Below are 16,944 nucleotides of genomic sequence, written 5' to 3'. Positions count from 1 at the left end.
ACGGCCGCGACAGCCGGCCGCCGTAGTTTTTGAGAGGGCCGCTATTCTAGCGTAGCGCCGTGAGCGCACGATATGGCACCGTCGATCGTGCACTGCACAGGTGTCATGCGCGGCCGGGCCGGCGCAACTGCGCCGGCCCGGTGCGCTTCGTTGAACCCGCGCGTCAGCAGGCCTCGATGCGGCCCATCGACAGGTGGGCCGCCGTGTCCCGCAGCCCTTCGACGGCGACGTCGACGGACGGCGCCGTGTGCGTATCGATCCGGCGCATGTACGGGCAGGTCAGTACCGCGATCGCATGGCCGGACGGCCCGAGGATCGGTGCGGTCAGGTCGGTCACGCCGTACGCCTGGCGGCTGTCCTGACGCAGATAGCCGGACTGCCGGATGGACTGGCACGCATGCGCGAGTTCCTGCTCGTTCAGCGGCGCGTCGCCCCTGACCTTGCGATGCTCGGCCAGCATGTGCGCGCGCTGCTCGGCGCCCTGGAACGACAGCATCACGCGCCCCGACGCCGTATCGGCGAGCCCGACGCGCGAGCCGAGCCGGACCGACACGCCCCACGGGCCGGGCCCGTCGACCTGCGCGATCACGAGCAGGTTGCCGCGATCGTAGACGGACAGGTGGCACGACTGTTCGGCGGCATCGGCGAAGCGCTGCATCGGCGGCAATGCCTCGGCGATCAGCCGGTTCATCGGCGGATGCCGGTGCGCGAGCGCGAACAGCTTGAGGCTGAGCGTGTAGCGGTCGCCGCCGGTCGAGCGCATCACGTAGCGGCGTGCGACGAGGCGTTCGAGCATCCGGTAGATTTCGCTTGCGTTGCGGCCGAGCTCCTTCGTGATTTCGGTGCGGGTGAGTCCTTCCTTCTGCTCGGACAGGAGTTCGAGAATGTCGAGGCCCTTGTCGAGCGCGGGTGCGCGATAGCGATCGATTGCGGCCATCGATTCCCGTGCGTCGCAGCCGGGAAGCGGGTCGTTGGTTGTTTGCATTTTTAGTGTGAGGTTGGGGGATTACCGTCGATCGGTTGGCGACGCACGCTGGCCGGTTCTGCACGCGCACAAGTCGGCCCCGCGTATGGCGATGAAAGCCATTCGTCCGAGCTTAACAATAAACATATAGTGTGCAATTCAGCGTCTTTTTACCGATCGTTACTGAACAAGAACGGATTGGCAAACGTTTTCGATGACAGGGGCACCCCGAATAGCCAGTATTCATGCGCCGATGGCAGGCAACGGCGACATGCGCGGCGGATCGCTTTGCGTTGGCGCGTCCAATGTTGCGCCGCAGTGTCTGCAGGCGCACCAATAGTTGGTATCCGTCGCGCGTCATTTCACGGTGCGCGGCCGATGGTACAAAGGCGTGCGGGCCCGCGACGGTGCGGCCGCGCGTGAAGTCGGCCGGCATCGGCCGGCACGCGTCGCGGGTGCCGGGCCGTCGTCGCCGATGCGCAGACCAGCCGCCGCCCGTTCGATGCGCGCCGTGCTTCCGTGCGGCGCCGCGATCGCTGCGCCCGCGCGACCCTCGCGCGTCGACGGCAGGCCGGATGCGGCGCCGACGCGTGCAATCGACGATCGACAATCAGTCCGGCGCGCGGCCGCGAATGGCCGCGTCGGCGGGTATCCTGTCCCATTCGACAACAGAGGTTGACCACGATGAAACTGCTTCGCTATGGCCCATCCGGCCAGGAAAAGCCCGGTATTCTCGACGCGGACGGCCGGATTCGCGACCTGTCCGCGCACGTGCCGGATCTTGCCGGCGATGTGCTGTCCGACGCGAGTCTCGCGCGGCTGCGCGCGATCGATCCGGCCACGCTGCCGCTCGTGTCCGGCGAGCCGCGCATCGGCGCGTGCGTCGGGCACGTCGGCAAGTTCATCGGCATCGGCCTGAACTATGCCGATCACGCGGCCGAAGCCGGCATGCCGGTGCCGAAGGAACCGGTCGTGTTCGGCAAGTGGACGAGTTCGATCTGCGGCCCGAACGACGGCATCGACATCCCGAAGGGTTCGGTCAAGACCGACTGGGAAGTCGAACTGGGCGTCGTGATCGGCGCGCGGTGCAAGGACGTCGACGAAGCGAGCGCGCTCGATTACGTCGCGGGCTATTGCGTCGTCAACGACGTGTCCGAGCGCGAGTGGCAGATCGAGCGCGGCGGCCAGTGGGACAAGGGCAAGGGCTTCGACACGTTCGGCCCGATCGGTCCGTGGCTCGTGACGCGCGACGAGGTGCCCGATCCGCAGCGTCTCGACCTGTGGCTCGAAATCGACGGCCACCGTTATCAGAACGGCAACACGCGCACGATGGTGTTCACCGTCGCGCAGTTGATTGCCTATCTGTCGAGTTGCATGACGCTGCACCCGGGCGACGTGATCACGACCGGCACGCCGCCGGGCGTCGGCATGGGCATCAAGCCGTTACCGATTTTCCTGAAGGCCGGCCAGAGGGTGCGCCTGGGGATCGAAGGGCTCGGCGAGCAGTTGCAGCACACGCGCGGCGCACAGTAACCGCACGAGCCGAGATCCCGTCGAGCGACCGCTGCAGGCGGTCGCCGCAAACCGGACGCTGACGCGTCAAAACCAGGGGCCCGATTCCGCGCAAAGCGGAATCGGGCCCTTGCCGCTTGTACGCGGTGTACGCGGGCTCGATCACACGACGTTGCCGAGTTCGCAATGCGCTTCCAGCCGATACCCGTCGGGATCGACGACGAACGCCGCGTAGTAGCCGGGGCCGTAGTGTTCGCGCTTGCCGGGCCCGCCGTTGTCCTGGCCGCCGTGCTCGAGCGCGGCGCGGTAGAACGCGTCGACCTCGACGGGCGAAGCGGCCTTGAACGACAGATGCAGCCCCGATTCGGGATCGGCGGCGACGGGGCGGGCAGCGTGCTGCAACCACAGCTCCGGTTCGGTCGTGCCGTACCCGATGGATCCGTCGTCGCTATACAGCCGCTTGTAGCCGAGCGCGCCGAGCGTGCTGTCGTAGAACGCGCGGCTGCGGCCGATGTGGGCGACGCCGAAGGAAAGGTGATCGATCATCTGTTGGCTCCTTGAACTGAAGGGGGACGTCAGTGCAGCAAACCTCGTTTTAACCACCATGCTGGTTATGGTAGAAAGCGTCCGTACGCTTGTCAACCGGCATGGTGGTTAGATACGATGGCGTCATGAGCGATACGCAACCTTCCGTCACGATGGACTGCCTGATTCCGGCGCCGCCCGAAACCCTGAGTATCGATTTCGCCAACACGCTGTACTGGCGTGGCAGCGAGGCGCCGACGGAAACCTTCGGAACGATGGACGACCTGCAGTCGTGGTGCCGCGAGCAGGCCGGCGTGCCGGCCTGCCTTGCCGACCGGTGCCGAGTGCGCGATGGGGAGGAAGGCGAGCCGGCGATGCTCGCGAGTGCGCTCGCGTTGCGCGAGGCGTTGTATCGGCTCTTTCATGCGCAGGCCGAGCGGTGCGAGCCGCAGGCCGACGATCTCGCGTTGCTCGGCGGCTTCCTGGCGGAAGCGTCGCCGCGCGTCGCGCTGGCGCGTGTCGACGGCGCTTATGCGTGGCGGATCGGGGACGCTGGAGCGACGCTCGCGGGGCTGCTGAGCCCGGTGCTGTGGTCGGCGATCGACCTGCTCGGCGGCGCGCGGCTCGCGAAGGTCAAGCGATGCGCGAACGACGCATGCCAGTGGCTGTTCATCGACGACAGCAAGAACGGCAGCCGCCGCTGGTGCTCGATGTCGTCGTGCGGCAATCGCGCGAAGGCGTATCGCCACTATCACAAGGCCGACTGACGAGCCCGTTCAGGCATGCGCCTACGAGCGCGTCGAACCCGAACCTTCCTACTTCGCTGACAACTTCCGCCACAGCGTCGTCTTGCTGATGCCGAGCATCGCGCATGCGCGGTCGCGGTCGCCGCCGCACGCGTCGAGCACCGCGCGGATCTCGTCGGCTTCCGCGCGGCGGCGGCGCGCGTGCAGCGTTTGCGCGTCATCGGCGTCGGCGCCGGCCGCGTCGGGCGGCGCCGCGAACAGCTCGGGCGCGATCGCCTGCAGCGCGTCGGGATCGAGCGCGGCGCACGCGGCGGCCGGATCGATTTCGTCGGCTTCCTCGGCGAGTTCCACCGCGACCCGCTCGATCACGTTCTGCAGTTCCCGCACGTTGCCGGGCCACCGGTAGCGCGCGAGCGTTGCCTGCGTCGCGCCGAGCACGCGCGCGGCGTCGCCGGCATCGCGCAGGCGTTCGGCGAGGCGCGGCTCGCGCCGCGCGGCCTGCACGAGCAGCGTCGCCGCGAGCGCGGGAATGTCGGCCGCGCGCTCGCGCAGCGGCGGCAGGCCGACGTTCAGGATGTTGAGCCGGTAATAGAGATCCGCGCGGAACGTGCCGGCCTCGACGGCCGCAAGCAGCGGACGATGCGTCGCGGCGATCACACGCACGTCGATGCGGATCGGCTCGGTCGAGCCGAGGCGGATCACCTCGCGCTCCTGCAGCACGCGCAGCAGCCGGCTCTGCAGCGACGACGGCATTTCGCCGATCTCGTCGAGGAACAGCGTGCCGCGGTGCGCGGCTTCGAACAGGCCGGTCTTGCCGCCGCGCCGCGCGCCGGTGAACGCGCCTTCCTCATAGCCGAACAGCTCGCTCTCGAGCAGCGCTTCCGGAAACGCGCCGCAATTGACCGCGACGAACGGGTAGCTGCGCCGCGCGGACAGCGCGTGCAGGCTTTGCGCGATCATTTCCTTGCCGGTGCCGCTTTCGCCGAGCACGAGCACGGTCGCGTCGGATTTCGCGTAGCGGCGCACGAGGTCGCGCACGCGCGCCATCGGCGCCGATGCGCCGATCACGTCGTCGAGCGCATAGCGCGCCGCGAACTGCTGGGTGGTCGGCTGCGAGCGCAGCGCACGGTCGAGCCGTTCGACCGCGCGCGATTCCTGGAACGTCAGCACGCTGCCCGACGTGACGCCGCGATCGACGAGCGGCCCGCGATGCACGACGTAGCGCACGCCGCGCACGGTCGCGAGCGCGTCGCCGTCCTCGCCGCGCAGCGTGCGCAGCTCGGGCCGCAGGTCGACGAGCGCGCGGCCGACGGCCGCCGCGGGTTCGACCCCGAGTGCCGACGCGAGCCGCTCGTTGATCGCCTCGACGCGGCCGCGCGCGTCGAGCGCGACCACGCCGTCGCGCAGGTGCTGAAGCAGGTTGTCGAGCCGCTGGCGGCGGAATGCCTCGGCGTGCGTCGCGTACGCGACTTCGAGTGCCGTATCGACGGCCTTGCGCACCGACGCATGCGAATACAGGAACACCGCGCCCATGCCGGCACTGGCCGCAAGGTCGGTGACGAGGCCGGGGCCGACGATCGTCTCGATGCCGCGGTCGCGCAGGTCGTGCACGCAGGCTTCCGCTTCCTGCGCGGACTGATATGACGCAAACTGCACGTCAAGGCCGTACGCGGCGACGAAGCGGCGCACTTCGGGCGGCGTTTCCCCGGCGCTGACGAGCGCGATCCGCGACGCGTCGCGCCGGGCGCGCGCGAGCGCCTGCATCACGTCGAAGCCGGTCGGCGACACGACCACGACCGGCACCTGCGCACGCGTCTTCAGGAAGGCGCCGTTCGAGCCGGCCGCGACGATCACGTCGGGCCGCGCGGCGCCGGCCTCGGCGATCGCGCTGAGCGCATCCTCATACGCGCGCGTCACGATGCGCACGTCGGCGCGTTCGTCGAATTCGCCGGCGATCTCGCGAAAGAAGTCGCGCAGGCGGCTGATGCCCATCGCCCAGATGCGCGGGCGCGCCGCGCGATCGGCCGGGCCGACGGGCTTGGTCGAGGAGAGGTCCATGGCGATCGATTATGCGCGCGGGATTTCATTTTTGAAACATGAAATTGCCGAATTGAAATATCTGGACGCTGCATCGCCCGCGCCGGTTGCTTAAGAATCAGTGGGTTAGCGACGTTTCGCGAGCTGGCCCGGTCCTTGCTGTTATCGGGCATTCCTTCAGGAGGCCGTTCATGAGCAACACGCATCTTCAGAGCGCCGGCGCGAAATTCCGCGCGGCAGTCGCGGCCGAGCAGCCGCTGCAGGTGGTCGGCGCGATCACCGCGTACGCGGCCAAGATGGCGCAGGCCGTCGGCTTCAAGGCCGTGTACCTGTCGGGCGGCGGCGTCGCCGCGAACTCGCTCGGGATCCCCGACCTCGGCATCAGCACGATGGAAGACGTGCTGATCGACGCGAACCGGATCACCAACGCAACCGATCTGCCGCTGCTCGTCGACATCGATACGGGCTGGGGCGGCGCATTCAACATCGCGCGCACGGTCCGCTCGTTCATCAAGGCCGGCGTTGCGGCCGTGCACCTCGAGGATCAGGTCGGCCAGAAGCGCTGCGGCCATCGTCCGGGCAAGGAAGTCGTGCCGGCCGACGAAATGGTCGATCGCATCAAGGCCGCGGTCGACGCGCGCACCGACGACCAGTTCGTGATCATGGCGCGCACCGATGCGGCCGCCGCCGAAGGGATCGACGCGGCGATCGAGCGCGCGGTCGCGTATGTCGAAGCGGGCGCCGACATGATCTTCCCGGAAGCGATGAAGACGCTCGATGACTACCGCTGTTTCAAGGCGGCCGTGAAGGTGCCGATCCTCGCGAACCTGACCGAGTTCGGCTCGACGCCGCTGTTCACGCTCGACGAACTGCGCGAGGCGAACGTCGACATCGCGCTGTACTGCTGCGGCGCGTATCGCGCGATGAACAAGGCCGCGCTGAACTTCTACGAGACGCTGCGCCGCGACGGCACGCAGAAGGCGGCCGTGCCGACGATGCAGACGCGCGCCGAGCTGTACGACTTCCTCGGCTATCACGAATACGAGCGCAAGCTCGACGAACTGTTCGCGCAGGGCAAGAAGTAACGCGGCCCGCGCGCCGGGACACGATTCCCGGGAAGCTTTGCATGGGAGCGCACCAGGCGCTGAAGCGCCAAGTGCGGTCGACAGCTACCCAGATACCTATTGGAGAACGGAAACATGAGCGAGACGAAAGACGCAGCAGCACCGGCCGCCGCAGGCGCATTCAAGCCGAAGAAGTCGGTGGCGCTGTCGGGCGTGACGGCCGGCAATACGGCGCTGTGCACGGTCGGCAAGACCGGCAACGACCTGCACTACCGCGGCTACGACATTCTCGACGTCGCCGAGTCGTGCGAATTCGAGGAAATCGCGCACCTGCTCGTGCACGGCACGCTGCCGAACCTGACCGAACTGGCCGCGTACAAGACCAAGCTGCGCGCGCTGCGCGGCCTGCCGAGCGCGCTGAAGGCGGCGCTCGAGCAGATCCCGGCGTCCGCGCACCCGATGGACGTGATGCGCACGGGCGTGTCGGTGCTCGGCACCGTGCTGCCGGAGAAGGACGATCACAACCTGCCGGGCGCGCGCGACATCGCCGACCGCCTGATGGCGTCGCTCGGCTCGATGCTGTTGTACTGGTATCACTTCTCGCACAACGGCAAGCGCATCGAGACGGAAACCGACGACGATTCGATCGGCGGCCACTTCCTGCACCTGCTGCACGGCAAGACGCCGTCGAAGTCGTGGGTCGAGGCGATGCACACGTCGCTGATCCTGTACGCGGAGCACGAATTCAACGCGTCGACGTTCACGGGCCGCGTGATCGCGGGCACGGGCTCGGACATCTACTCGGCGATCACCGGCGCGATCGGCGCGCTGCGCGGGCCGAAGCACGGCGGCGCGAACGAAGTCGCGTATGAAATCCAGAGCCGCTACAGCTCGCCGGACGACGCCGAAGCGGACATCCGCCGCCGCGTCGAGAACAAGGAAGTCGTGATCGGCTTCGGCCACCCGGTCTACACGATCTCCGATCCGCGCAACAAGGTGATCAAGGGCGTCGCGTACAAGCTGTCGAAGGAAGCGAGCGACACGAAGCTGTACAACATCGCCGAGCGCCTCGAATCGGTGATGTGGGACGCGAAGAAGATGTTCCCGAACCTCGACTGGTTCAGCGCGGTGTCGTATCACATGATGGGCGTGCCGACCGAGATGTTCACGCCGCTGTTCGTGATCTCGCGCACGTCGGGCTGGAGCGCGCACATCATCGAGCAGCGCATCGACAACAAGATCATCCGCCCGAGCGCGAACTACACGGGCCCGGAAGACCTGCAGTTCGTGCCGATCGAGAAGCGCTGACACCCCCGCAGCGCGCGCCGGCCTCCGCAGCGCGGGCGGCCGGCGCGCGCTGAACGCCCTACCCAGGTATCCCCCACATCATGAATACCGCCAACCGCAAACCCCTGCCCGGCACGTCGCTGGATTATTTCGACGCGCGTGCCGCGGTCGACGCGATCGCGCCCGGCGCCTACGACACGCTACCGTACACGTCGCGCGTGCTCGCCGAAAACCTCGTGCGCCGCTGCGATCCGGCGATCCTCGCCGAGTCGCTGAAGCAGATCATCGAGCGCAAGCGCGAACGCGACTTCCCGTGGTTCCCGGCGCGCGTGGTGTGTCACGACATCCTCGGGCAGACGGCGCTCGTCGATCTCGCCGGCCTGCGCGACGCGATCGCCGACGGCGGCGGCGACCCGGCGAAGGTGAACCCGGTCGTACCCGTGCAACTGATCGTCGATCACTCGCTCGCCGTCGAGTGCGGCGGCTTCGATCCGGATGCGTTCGCGAAGAACCGCGCGATCGAGGATCGCCGCAACGAGGATCGTTTCCACTTCATCGAGTGGACGAAGAAGGCGTTCGAGAACGTCGACGTGATCCCGCCGGGCAACGGCATTATGCACCAGATCAATCTGGAGAAGATGTCGCCGGTGATCCAGGCGCAGGATGGCGTAGCGTTCCCGGACACCTGCGTCGGCACCGACAGCCACACGCCGCACGTCGACGCGCTCGGCGTGATCGCGATCGGCGTAGGCGGCCTGGAAGCCGAGAACGTGATGCTCGGCCGCGCGTCGTGGATGCGCCTGCCCGACATCGTCGGCGTCGAGCTGACCGGCAAGCGCCAGCCCGGCATCACCGCGACCGACATCGTGCTCGCGCTGACCGAGTTCCTGCGCAAGGAAAAGGTGGTCGGCGCGTACCTGGAATTCCGCGGCGAAGGGGCGGCGAGCCTCACGCTCGGCGATCGCGCGACGATCTCGAACATGGCGCCCGAATACGGCGCGACGGCCGCGATGTTCTTCATCGACGGCCAGACGACCGACTACCTGCGCCTCACCGGCCGCAGCGACGAGCAGGTGAAGCTCGTCGAGACCTACGCGAAGGCGGCGGGCCTGTGGGCCGATACGCTCGCCAACGCGCAATACGAGCGCACGCTGACGTTCGACCTGTCGAGCGTGGTGCGCAACATGGCCGGCCCGTCGAACCCGCACAAGCGGCTGCCGACGTCCGACCTCGCCGCGCGCGGGATCGCCGGCCAGTGGGAAGAGAAGGCGGGCGAGATGCCCGACGGCGCGGTGATCATCGCCGCGATCACGAGCTGCACGAACACCAGCAACCCGCGCAACGTGATCGCGGCGGCCTTGCTCGCACGCAACGCGAACGCGAAGGGCTTGACCCGCAAGCCGTGGGTGAAGAGCTCGCTCGCGCCGGGCTCGAAGGCGGTCGAGCTGTATCTGGAAGAAGCGAAGCTGCTGCCGGAACTCGAGAAGCTCGGCTTCGGCATCGTCGCGTTCGCGTGCACGACCTGCAACGGGATGTCGGGCGCGCTCGACCCGAAGATCCAGCAGGAGATCGTCGATCGCGACCTGTACGCGACGGCTGTGCTGTCCGGCAACCGCAACTTCGACGGCCGCATCCACCCGTATGCGAAGCAGGCGTTCCTCGCGTCGCCGCCGCTCGTCGTCGCGTATGCGATCGCCGGCACGATCCGCTTCGACATCGAGAAGGACGCGCTCGGCCACGACCGGGACGGCAAGCCCGTCACGCTGAAGGACATCTGGCCGACCGACGAGGAGATCGATGCGATCGTCGCGTCGAGCGTGAAGCCCGAGCAGTTCCGCAAGGTCTACGAGCCGATGTTCGCGCGCAGCGCCGATGCGGGCGAGCGCGCGGCGCCGCTGTACGACTGGCGGCCGCAGAGCACGTACATTCGCCGTCCGCCGTACTGGGAAGGCGCGCTGGCCGGCGAACGCACGCTGCAGGGCATGCGCCCGCTCGCGGTGCTCGGCGACAACATCACGACCGACCACCTGTCGCCGTCGAACGCGATCCTCGCGAACAGCGCGGCCGGCGAATACCTCGCGAAGATGGGCCTGCCGGAAGAAGACTTCAACTCGTACGCGACGCACCGGGGAGACCACCTGACCGCGCAGCGCGCGACCTTCGCGAACCCGACGCTGATCAACGAGATGGCGGTGGTCGACGGCGCGGTGAAGAAGGGCTCGCTCGCGCGCGTCGAGCCGGAAGGCAAGGTCATGCGGATGTGGGAAGCGATCGAGACGTACATGAATCGCAAGCAGCCGCTGATCGTCGTCGCCGGTGCCGACTACGGCCAGGGCTCGTCGCGCGACTGGGCAGCGAAGGGCGTGCGGCTCGCGGGCGTCGAGGCGATCGCCGCCGAAGGCTTCGAGCGGATCCACCGCACGAACCTGATCGGGATGGGCGTGCTGCCGCTCGAGTTCAAGCCGGGCACGAACCGGACGACGCTCGGCATCGACGGCACCGAGACCTTCGACGTGATCGGCGAGCGCAAGCCGCGCGCCGACCTGACGCTCGTGATTCACCGCAGGAACGGCGAGCGCGTCGAGGTGCCGATGACGTGCCGGCTCGATACGGCCGAGGAAGTGTCGATCTACGAAGCCGGCGGCGTGCTGCAGCGCTTCGCGCAGGACTTCCTCGAATCGTCGCAGGCGGCGTGACGGGGTTACATCGAGAACACAGACATGGCTCATATTCCTCAAATCAGGATTCCCGCGACCTATATCCGCGGCGGCACCAGCAAGGGCGTGTTCTTCCGGCTGCAGGACCTGCCCGACGCGGCGCAGGCGCCGGGCGCCGCGCGCGACGCGCTGCTGCTGCGCGTGATCGGCAGCCCCGATCCGTACGGCAAGCAGATCGACGGGATGGGCGGCGCGACGTCGTCCACCAGCAAGACGGTGATCGTGTCGAAGAGCACGCGGCCCGGCCACGACGTCGACTACCTGTTCGGGCAGGTCGCGATCGACAAGGCGTTCGTCGACTGGACCGGCAACTGCGGCAACCTGTCGGCGGCGGTCGGCCCGTTCGCGATCAGCGGCGGGCTCGTCGATCCCGCGCGCGTGCCGCGCGACGGCATCGCGACCGTGCGGATCTGGCAGGCGAACATCGGCAAGACGATCGTCGCGCACGTGCCGGTCACGAACGGCGCGGTGCAGGAGACGGGCGACTTCGAGCTGGATGGCGTGACGTTTCCGGCCGCCGAAGTGCAGCTCGAATTCATGGACCCGGCCGCCGAGGAAGAGGGCGCGGGCGGGTCGATGTTCCCGACCGGCAACCTCGTCGACGATCTCGCGGTGCCGGGCGTCGGCACGCTGAAGGCGACGATGATCAACGCGGGAATCCCGACGATCTTCGTCGAGGCCGACGCGATCGGCTATACGGGCACCGAGCTGCAGGACGCGATCAACGGCGACGCGAAAGCGCTCGAGAAGTTCGAGACGATCCGCGCGCACGGCGCGCTGCGCATGGGCCTGATCGATACGCTCGATGAAATCGCGACGCGGCAGCACACGCCGAAGATCGCGTTCGTCGCGAAGCCCGCCGATTACGTCGCATCGAGCGGCAAGCGCGTGAACGCGGGCGACGTCGACCTGCTGGTGCGCGCGATGTCGATGGGCAAGCTGCACCACGCGATGATGGGCACGGCGGCGGTCGCGATCGGCACGGCCGCGGCGATCCCCGGCACGCTCGTGAATCTGGCGGCGGGCGGCGGCGAACGCAACGCGGTGCGCTTCGGGCATCCGTCGGGCACGCTGCGCGTCGGCGCGGAAGCGCAGCAGCAGGAGAACGGCGAGTGGACCGTCACGAAGGCGATCATGAGCCGCAGCGCGCGCGTGCTGATGGAAGGCTGGGTGAGGGTGCCGGGCGACGCGTTCTGACGTTTCAGTCGTTCGACCGGAATGCGCGGGCGGCTTCGGCCGCCCGCGTCGTTTCGGCTAGCCGTGCAGGAACCGGCGGAGCGCGTCGTGGCTGAGGCGGCGTGCCGCTTCGGAGAGTCGGGCGTCGGGCACGATGTCGAAACCGTGCACGCCGCCGGGGAGCACGTGCAGTTCGGTCGGCACGCCGGCGCGGAGCAGCCGCCGCGCATAGTCGAGGTTTTCTTCGAGGAACAGGTCGAGCGAGCCGATCGACAGGAACGTCGGCGGCAGGCCGTCGAGCTTGTCCGCGCGCGCGGCGGCGGCATACGGCGACACGCCGTCGAGGCCCGGCGCGTGGCCGAGCAGCGACGTCCAGCCGAACCGGTTGTTGGCCGCGTGCCAGACGAACTCGCCGGCATGCGGATGCGGCGCGCGCGTGCAGGTGCGGTCGTCGAGCATCGGGTAGATCAGGTGCTGGAACGCGAGCCGGTATTCGCCGCGATCGCGCGCCAGCAGTGCCAGCGCGGCGGCCAGCCCGCCGCCCGCGCTTTCGCCCGTCACGCCGATGCGCGCCGGGTCGATGCCGAGCGTGTCGGCATGGCGGAAGGTCCACGCGAGGCCCGCGTAGCAATCCTCGATCGCGCCGGGGAACACCGTTTCCGGCGCGAGGCGGTAGTCGATCGAGATCAGCACGCAGCCGAGCTGTTTGACTGCCTGGCGATGAATGGCCTCCAGGTCCTTCGCCGCGCCGCGCACGTAGCCGCCGCCGTGCATGTGGACGATCGCCGGGAGCGGTCGCGCGGCGTCGTCGGGCGTGTAGATGTGAAGCGGGACGTCCGGCGCGCCGGCGGGGCCGGGGACGGCGCGGCGCGCGAGCGTGCTGCCGGCCGGGTCCGGCGGCGGCAGCGGCAGCACGCGCTCGCGCGCCTGCGCGAGGTTGTCGGCGCTGAGCGTGACGGTCGGCCACACGTCGAGCAGCGGGCGGATTTCGGGATCGACGAGATGCAGGGTATCCAAGCGGTTGCTCCGTGATTGAGTGGCGGCGATAACGGACGAACCGGTGTCGCCGCAGCGGGGCTCGGAGGCCGGCAGGCCGCCGCGATCATGTCCTTTCGGCATGCCGCAGCAGGCGGGCGGTGCCGCCGGGCGCGTTTCATGTGCGGCACGACAGTGGGCTGACATTGCCGTCGACGCGCAAGTTCCCGCGGCGGCGCCGACCGGCGCGGCACCGTCGTCGTGATGCGTCGTGCGCGGCCCGCGCAGCGCGGATACCTACAGCACGCTGCGTGCGACGACCCAGCGGTGCACCTCGCTCGGGCCCTCGAAGATTCGCATCAGCCGCGCTTCGCTCGCCATCTGCTGCAACGGCAGTTCCTTCGTCATGCCCATCGCGCCGAGCGTCTGCATCGCGTGATCGATGACGGTCCACGCCATTTCGGTCGCGAACACCTTGACCATCGAGATCTGCGTGCGCGCGTCCTGCCCGGCATCCACCCGCGCGGCTGCTTCGTAGGTCATCAGGCGGCACGCGTGGATGCGGGTCAGCGCATCGGCCACCCACCACTGAACGGCCTGGCGCTCCGCGAGCGGCACCCCGAAGGTCGTGCGCTGCTTCGCGTATTCGCACAGCAGCGCGACTGCGCGCTCGGCGCGGCCGATGCACCAGGCCGCCATCTCCAGCCGCCGGTTCGACAGCCGCCCCTGCATCGGCACGAAGCCTTCGCCTTCCCGGCCGAGCAGTTGCGTGGCGGGCAGGCGGCAGTTTTCCAGCACGATCTCGTAGGTGGACAGCCCGCCGATCATCGGAATCCGGCGTTCGATGATGAAGCCCGGCGTATCGCGCTCGACGATGAAGGCCGAGATGCCGCCGCGCTTGCCCTTGCTGCGGTCCGTCAGCGCCATCACGATCGTCCAGTCGGCTTCGCTCGCGTGGCTGATCCAGATCTTGCGCCCGTTCAGCACCCAGCCGTCGCCGTCGCGCTCGGCCGTCGTCGACAGCGCGCCCGGGTCCGAGCCGGCGTCCGGTTCGGAGATGGCCATCGCGGAGCGCGTGACGCCGCGCGCATAAGGGTCGAGATAGCGGGCGCGCTGCGCGTCGTCGGCCGAGTCGCACAGCATCCTCAGGTTCGGCGAATCGGGCGGCAGCACGTACGGCGTCACGGTCGTACCGATCGCTTCGTTCACGCCGACCATCGCGACGGCCGACAGGTCCGAGCCGCCGGCGTCGAGGGGCGCGTCGAGCCCCCACAGGCCGAGCTGTCGCGAGCGTTCGTCGAGCCGTGCGCGCTCGTCGGCGAGCAGCGCGAAGCGCTGACCATCGGCTTCCCGCGCCATCGCGGCGGCTTCGAGCGGAATGAGCTCGTCGTTCACGAAGCGCGCGACGAGGTCCTTGATCATCCGGTGTTCGAGTTCGAGTTCGAAGTTCATATGCGGATCGATGAGTGAGTGAAGGAAACCGGTGCGGTCAGCGCGCGGCTGGAAGCGGCGCCGCCCGCGCGCGCAGCGTGCCGAGCAGCGCCACGCAGCCGGCCGCGAGCAGTGCCGCGTTGAAATAGAGTCCGCCGCGCATCGATCCGGTGACCGTGTTGAGCACGCCCATCAGGAACGGGCTCGCGAACCCGCCGATCGCGCCGGACATCGTGATCGCCGCGATCGCGACCGCCATCGAGCGCTTGGGCAGTGCGAGCCCCGGCACCACCCAGAACGCGGGCAGCGCCGCAGCGTGCGTGGCGACCGCGATGCAGAGCGCGATCATCAGGTGCGGCGTGCCGTCGACGCTCGCCAGCCCGGCGAGCGCCGCCGCACACGCGAGCATTGCGAATGCACCGTGCCCGCGCCATTCGCGCCGGCGCTCGGTGTGCCAGCCCATCCCGAGCATGCCGACGATGCCGCACAGGTAGGGCAGCGCGGACAGCAGGCCGATCTGCATCGCGCCGTGCAGGCCGCCGCGATGCAGGATCACGGGCATCCAGAACACGAGCGCGTAGCCGGCGGCCGCGATCGCAAAATTGGCCGCGCACAGCAGCCAGAAATCGCGGTGCGCGAGCAGCGGCCGCGCCGCGTCCGCATCCGGCGTGCCGGCTTCGACATGCGCGTGTGCGGCGCGCAGTGCGGCCTTGTCGGCGTCCGACAGCCAGCGTGCGTCGTCCGGCCGGTCGTCGAGAAACCGGAGCGCGACGATGCCGATCGCACAGCTCGGCAGCCCCTCCACGAGAAACAGCCATTGCCAGCCGCTCAGGCCGGCTGCACCGTCGAAGAGCGTGAGGATTGCGCCCGACACGGGCCCGGCGATCAACCCCGCGAGATACAGCGCCGTCATGAAGAGCGCGAACGCCTTCGCGCGCTGCCGCGGCGGATACCACGCGCCGAGATAGAACAGGATGCCGGGGAAGAAGCCGGCCTCGAACACGCCCAGCAGGAACCGGCACGCGTAGAACTGCGCGGGCGTCGTGACGAACATCGTCGCGGCCGAGCCGAGCCCCCACAGCACCATGATTCGTGCGATCGTCTTGCGCGCGCCGATCCGCGCGAGCCAGGCGTTGCTCGGAATCTCGAACGCCATGTAGCCGATGAAGAAGATGCCCGCACCGAGCCCGTAGACGGCGTCGGAAAAGTGCAATTCGGCGGCCATCTGCGCGTGCGCGAAGCCGATGTTGATCCGGTCGATGAACGACAGCGTGTAGCAGAGGATCAGGAACGGCAGCAGCCGGCGCGAGATCCGGCGGTAGAGCGCCCGCGTCGCGCCATCGTCGACGGCGGCCGGGTGGGTGGAAAGGGGCGGGGTCATGGGCACTCCGTCAGAAGCGGTGAACGATGCCGAGCGCGAGCACCTGCTCGGTGCCGCCCGGTTGCGGCTGCAGGCCGGCGACGACCGTGTTGCGCGCGTCGCCGCCGTTCTTCATGTAGAGATAGCGTGCGTAGAGCGAAGTCCGCTTCGACAGCGGATGGTCGTACCCGACGCCGAGCGCGGTCGCATCGTTCGCTGAGCCTTTCACGTCGCGGCGCACGACCGATACGAGCACGCGATCGAGCGCGCCGACGTTGATCGATACGCCGACGCTCGCGGTCGAGAACGCGGGCAGGTTCGGCGCCGTGCTGACGCCGTAGAGAAACGCGGCGTACAGCTTGACGCGCGCGAACGCGTAGTTGGCCGCGAACACGTAATGGCGGGTCGTCGACGGGTAGACGACGGGCGACAGGTTGCCGGCCGACACGTCGCCCTGGAAGCCCGCACCGAGATAGAGCCCGCCGATCCGGTACTGAAGCCCGGCGCCATAGTTGCGCCCGGCCTGCATGGACAGCGCGTTCGGTGTCGGAAAGCCGTACGTGGCCATCACGCGCAGGCCGTTCCAGTCGGGGCTGAGATACGACGCCGCCTGGTTGAAGCGCGGAATCGGCGGCGTCGTGTTGCTCGTGATCGTATCCGTCGACGTCGCGAGCAACGCGAGCGGCGACAGCCGTTCGTTGAGTCCGAACGGATCGCCGTCGTACACGACGTAGAACGCAGGCGTGTATTGCCGGCCGAGCCGGAGGTCGCCGTAGCGGGTGTTCTGCAGCGACACGTATGCCTGCCTGTAGAACAGCGTGCCGCCCTGGAACGATCCGTCGGCCGGCGTGAAGCCGCTTTCCAGCACGAACTTCGTCGACGTGCCGCCGCCGAGATCCTCGACGCCCGTCAACCCGATGCGGCTGGTCGACGATCCGCCGCCGCTCTGCCGCACGCTCGACAGGCTGCCGATGCGATCGAATTCGACGTAGCTGTCGACGATCCCGTACAGCGTGACCGACGACGCTTGCGCCGGCGACGCGCACAGCACGCACGCGCCGACCAGGAATGCTTTCCGTTGCATGAAGATGTCTCCGTTCCATGTCTTTTTTTGCGCGCCCGCGTTCTGGGAGCGGTTGCGCGCGTCGTG

Annotated in this window: 13 protein-coding genes; 6 read left to right on the top strand and 7 right to left on the bottom strand. The window is 68.5% G+C overall.

The window, feature by feature from the left end; translation table 11 throughout:
- Positions 1 to 163 precede the first annotated feature (163 nt).
- Positions 164 to 985, bottom strand: a complete 822-nt coding sequence (locus tag BT264_RS20005) for an IclR family transcriptional regulator (protein WP_072440065.1) — start codon at positions 983 to 985, stop codon at positions 164 to 166.
- A gap of 663 nt (positions 986 to 1,648) precedes the next feature.
- On the opposite strand from BT264_RS20005, the gene BT264_RS19995 reads away from it, so the two are divergent.
- Positions 1,649 to 2,497 (top strand): ureidoglycolate lyase, encoded by an 849-nt coding sequence (locus BT264_RS19995; RefSeq protein WP_072440067.1) that lies wholly within the window; start codon positions 1,649 to 1,651, stop codon positions 2,495 to 2,497.
- A 141-nt stretch (positions 2,498 to 2,638) separates the two neighbouring features.
- Here BT264_RS19995 and BT264_RS19990 read toward each other — a convergent pair whose 3' ends face one another.
- On the bottom strand, positions 2,639 to 3,022 hold the full coding sequence (locus tag BT264_RS19990; RefSeq protein ID WP_072440069.1) for a VOC family protein: 384 nt from the start codon (positions 3,020 to 3,022) through the stop codon (positions 2,639 to 2,641).
- Positions 3,023 to 3,123: 101 nt separating this feature from the next.
- Between BT264_RS19990 and BT264_RS19985 the strand changes: the two genes are divergently transcribed.
- Positions 3,124 to 3,768 carry a CGNR zinc finger domain-containing protein gene (locus tag BT264_RS19985; RefSeq protein WP_072440071.1) on the top strand — a complete coding sequence of 215 codons (645 nt, stop codon included), beginning with the start codon at positions 3,124 to 3,126 and terminating at the stop codon, positions 3,766 to 3,768.
- A gap of 48 nt (positions 3,769 to 3,816) precedes the next feature.
- Here the strand turns inward: BT264_RS19985 and prpR are convergent, their stop codons facing one another.
- Positions 3,817 to 5,805: a propionate catabolism operon regulatory protein PrpR gene (gene prpR / locus BT264_RS19980; protein WP_072440073.1), complete on the bottom strand. Its 1,989-nt coding sequence runs from the start codon at positions 5,803 to 5,805 to the stop codon at positions 3,817 to 3,819.
- Between the two features lie 170 nt (positions 5,806 to 5,975).
- Here prpR and prpB point away from each other — a divergent pair, with 170 nt between their 5' ends.
- The 4 genes from prpB to prpF all read left to right on the top strand — a co-directional run bounded on the left by prpB (position 5,976) and on the right by prpF (position 12,049).
- On the top strand, positions 5,976 to 6,869 hold the full coding sequence (prpB, locus tag BT264_RS19975) for a methylisocitrate lyase (RefSeq protein ID WP_072440075.1): 894 nt from the start codon (positions 5,976 to 5,978) through the stop codon (positions 6,867 to 6,869).
- A gap of 114 nt (positions 6,870 to 6,983) precedes the next feature.
- Positions 6,984 to 8,156: a bifunctional 2-methylcitrate synthase/citrate synthase gene (gene prpC / locus BT264_RS19970; protein ID WP_072440077.1), complete on the top strand. Its 1,173-nt coding sequence runs from the start codon at positions 6,984 to 6,986 to the stop codon at positions 8,154 to 8,156.
- A gap of 80 nt (positions 8,157 to 8,236) precedes the next feature.
- Entirely contained in the window at positions 8,237 to 10,831 is a 2,595-nt protein-coding gene (gene acnD / locus BT264_RS19965) for a Fe/S-dependent 2-methylisocitrate dehydratase AcnD (RefSeq protein WP_072440079.1), read from the top strand.
- Positions 10,832 to 10,855: 24 nt separating this feature from the next.
- A complete protein-coding gene (prpF, locus tag BT264_RS19960; protein ID WP_072440081.1) occupies positions 10,856 to 12,049 on the top strand; it encodes a 2-methylaconitate cis-trans isomerase PrpF in 1,194 nt (397 codons plus the stop codon).
- A 57-nt stretch (positions 12,050 to 12,106) separates the two neighbouring features.
- On the opposite strand, the gene BT264_RS19955 is transcribed toward prpF, so the two are convergent.
- From BT264_RS19955 to BT264_RS19940, 4 genes are all read right to left on the bottom strand, one after another.
- The gene (locus BT264_RS19955) at positions 12,107 to 13,045 is read right to left on the bottom strand and encodes an alpha/beta hydrolase (RefSeq protein ID WP_072440083.1); all 939 of its coding nucleotides are present in this window, start codon (positions 13,043 to 13,045) and stop codon (positions 12,107 to 12,109) included.
- A gap of 255 nt (positions 13,046 to 13,300) precedes the next feature.
- Positions 13,301 to 14,455 carry an acyl-CoA dehydrogenase family protein gene (locus BT264_RS19950; RefSeq protein ID WP_072440085.1) on the bottom strand — a complete coding sequence of 385 codons (1,155 nt, stop codon included), beginning with the start codon at positions 14,453 to 14,455 and terminating at the stop codon, positions 13,301 to 13,303.
- 37 nt (positions 14,456 to 14,492) lie between these two features.
- Positions 14,493 to 15,815 (bottom strand): MFS transporter, encoded by a 1,323-nt coding sequence (locus BT264_RS19945; RefSeq protein ID WP_072440087.1) that lies wholly within the window; start codon positions 15,813 to 15,815, stop codon positions 14,493 to 14,495.
- 10 nt (positions 15,816 to 15,825) lie between these two features.
- Positions 15,826 to 16,878: a porin gene (locus tag BT264_RS19940; RefSeq protein WP_072440089.1), complete on the bottom strand. Its 1,053-nt coding sequence runs from the start codon at positions 16,876 to 16,878 to the stop codon at positions 15,826 to 15,828.
- Between the last annotated feature and the right edge of the window lie 66 nt (positions 16,879 to 16,944).

Source organism: Burkholderia sp. NFPP32, from assembly GCF_900119325.1.
GTDB classification, from domain to species: Bacteria; Pseudomonadota; Gammaproteobacteria; order Burkholderiales; family Burkholderiaceae; genus Burkholderia; species Burkholderia pyrrocinia_C.
This window is presented reverse-complemented; position numbering and strand designations above follow the sequence as displayed.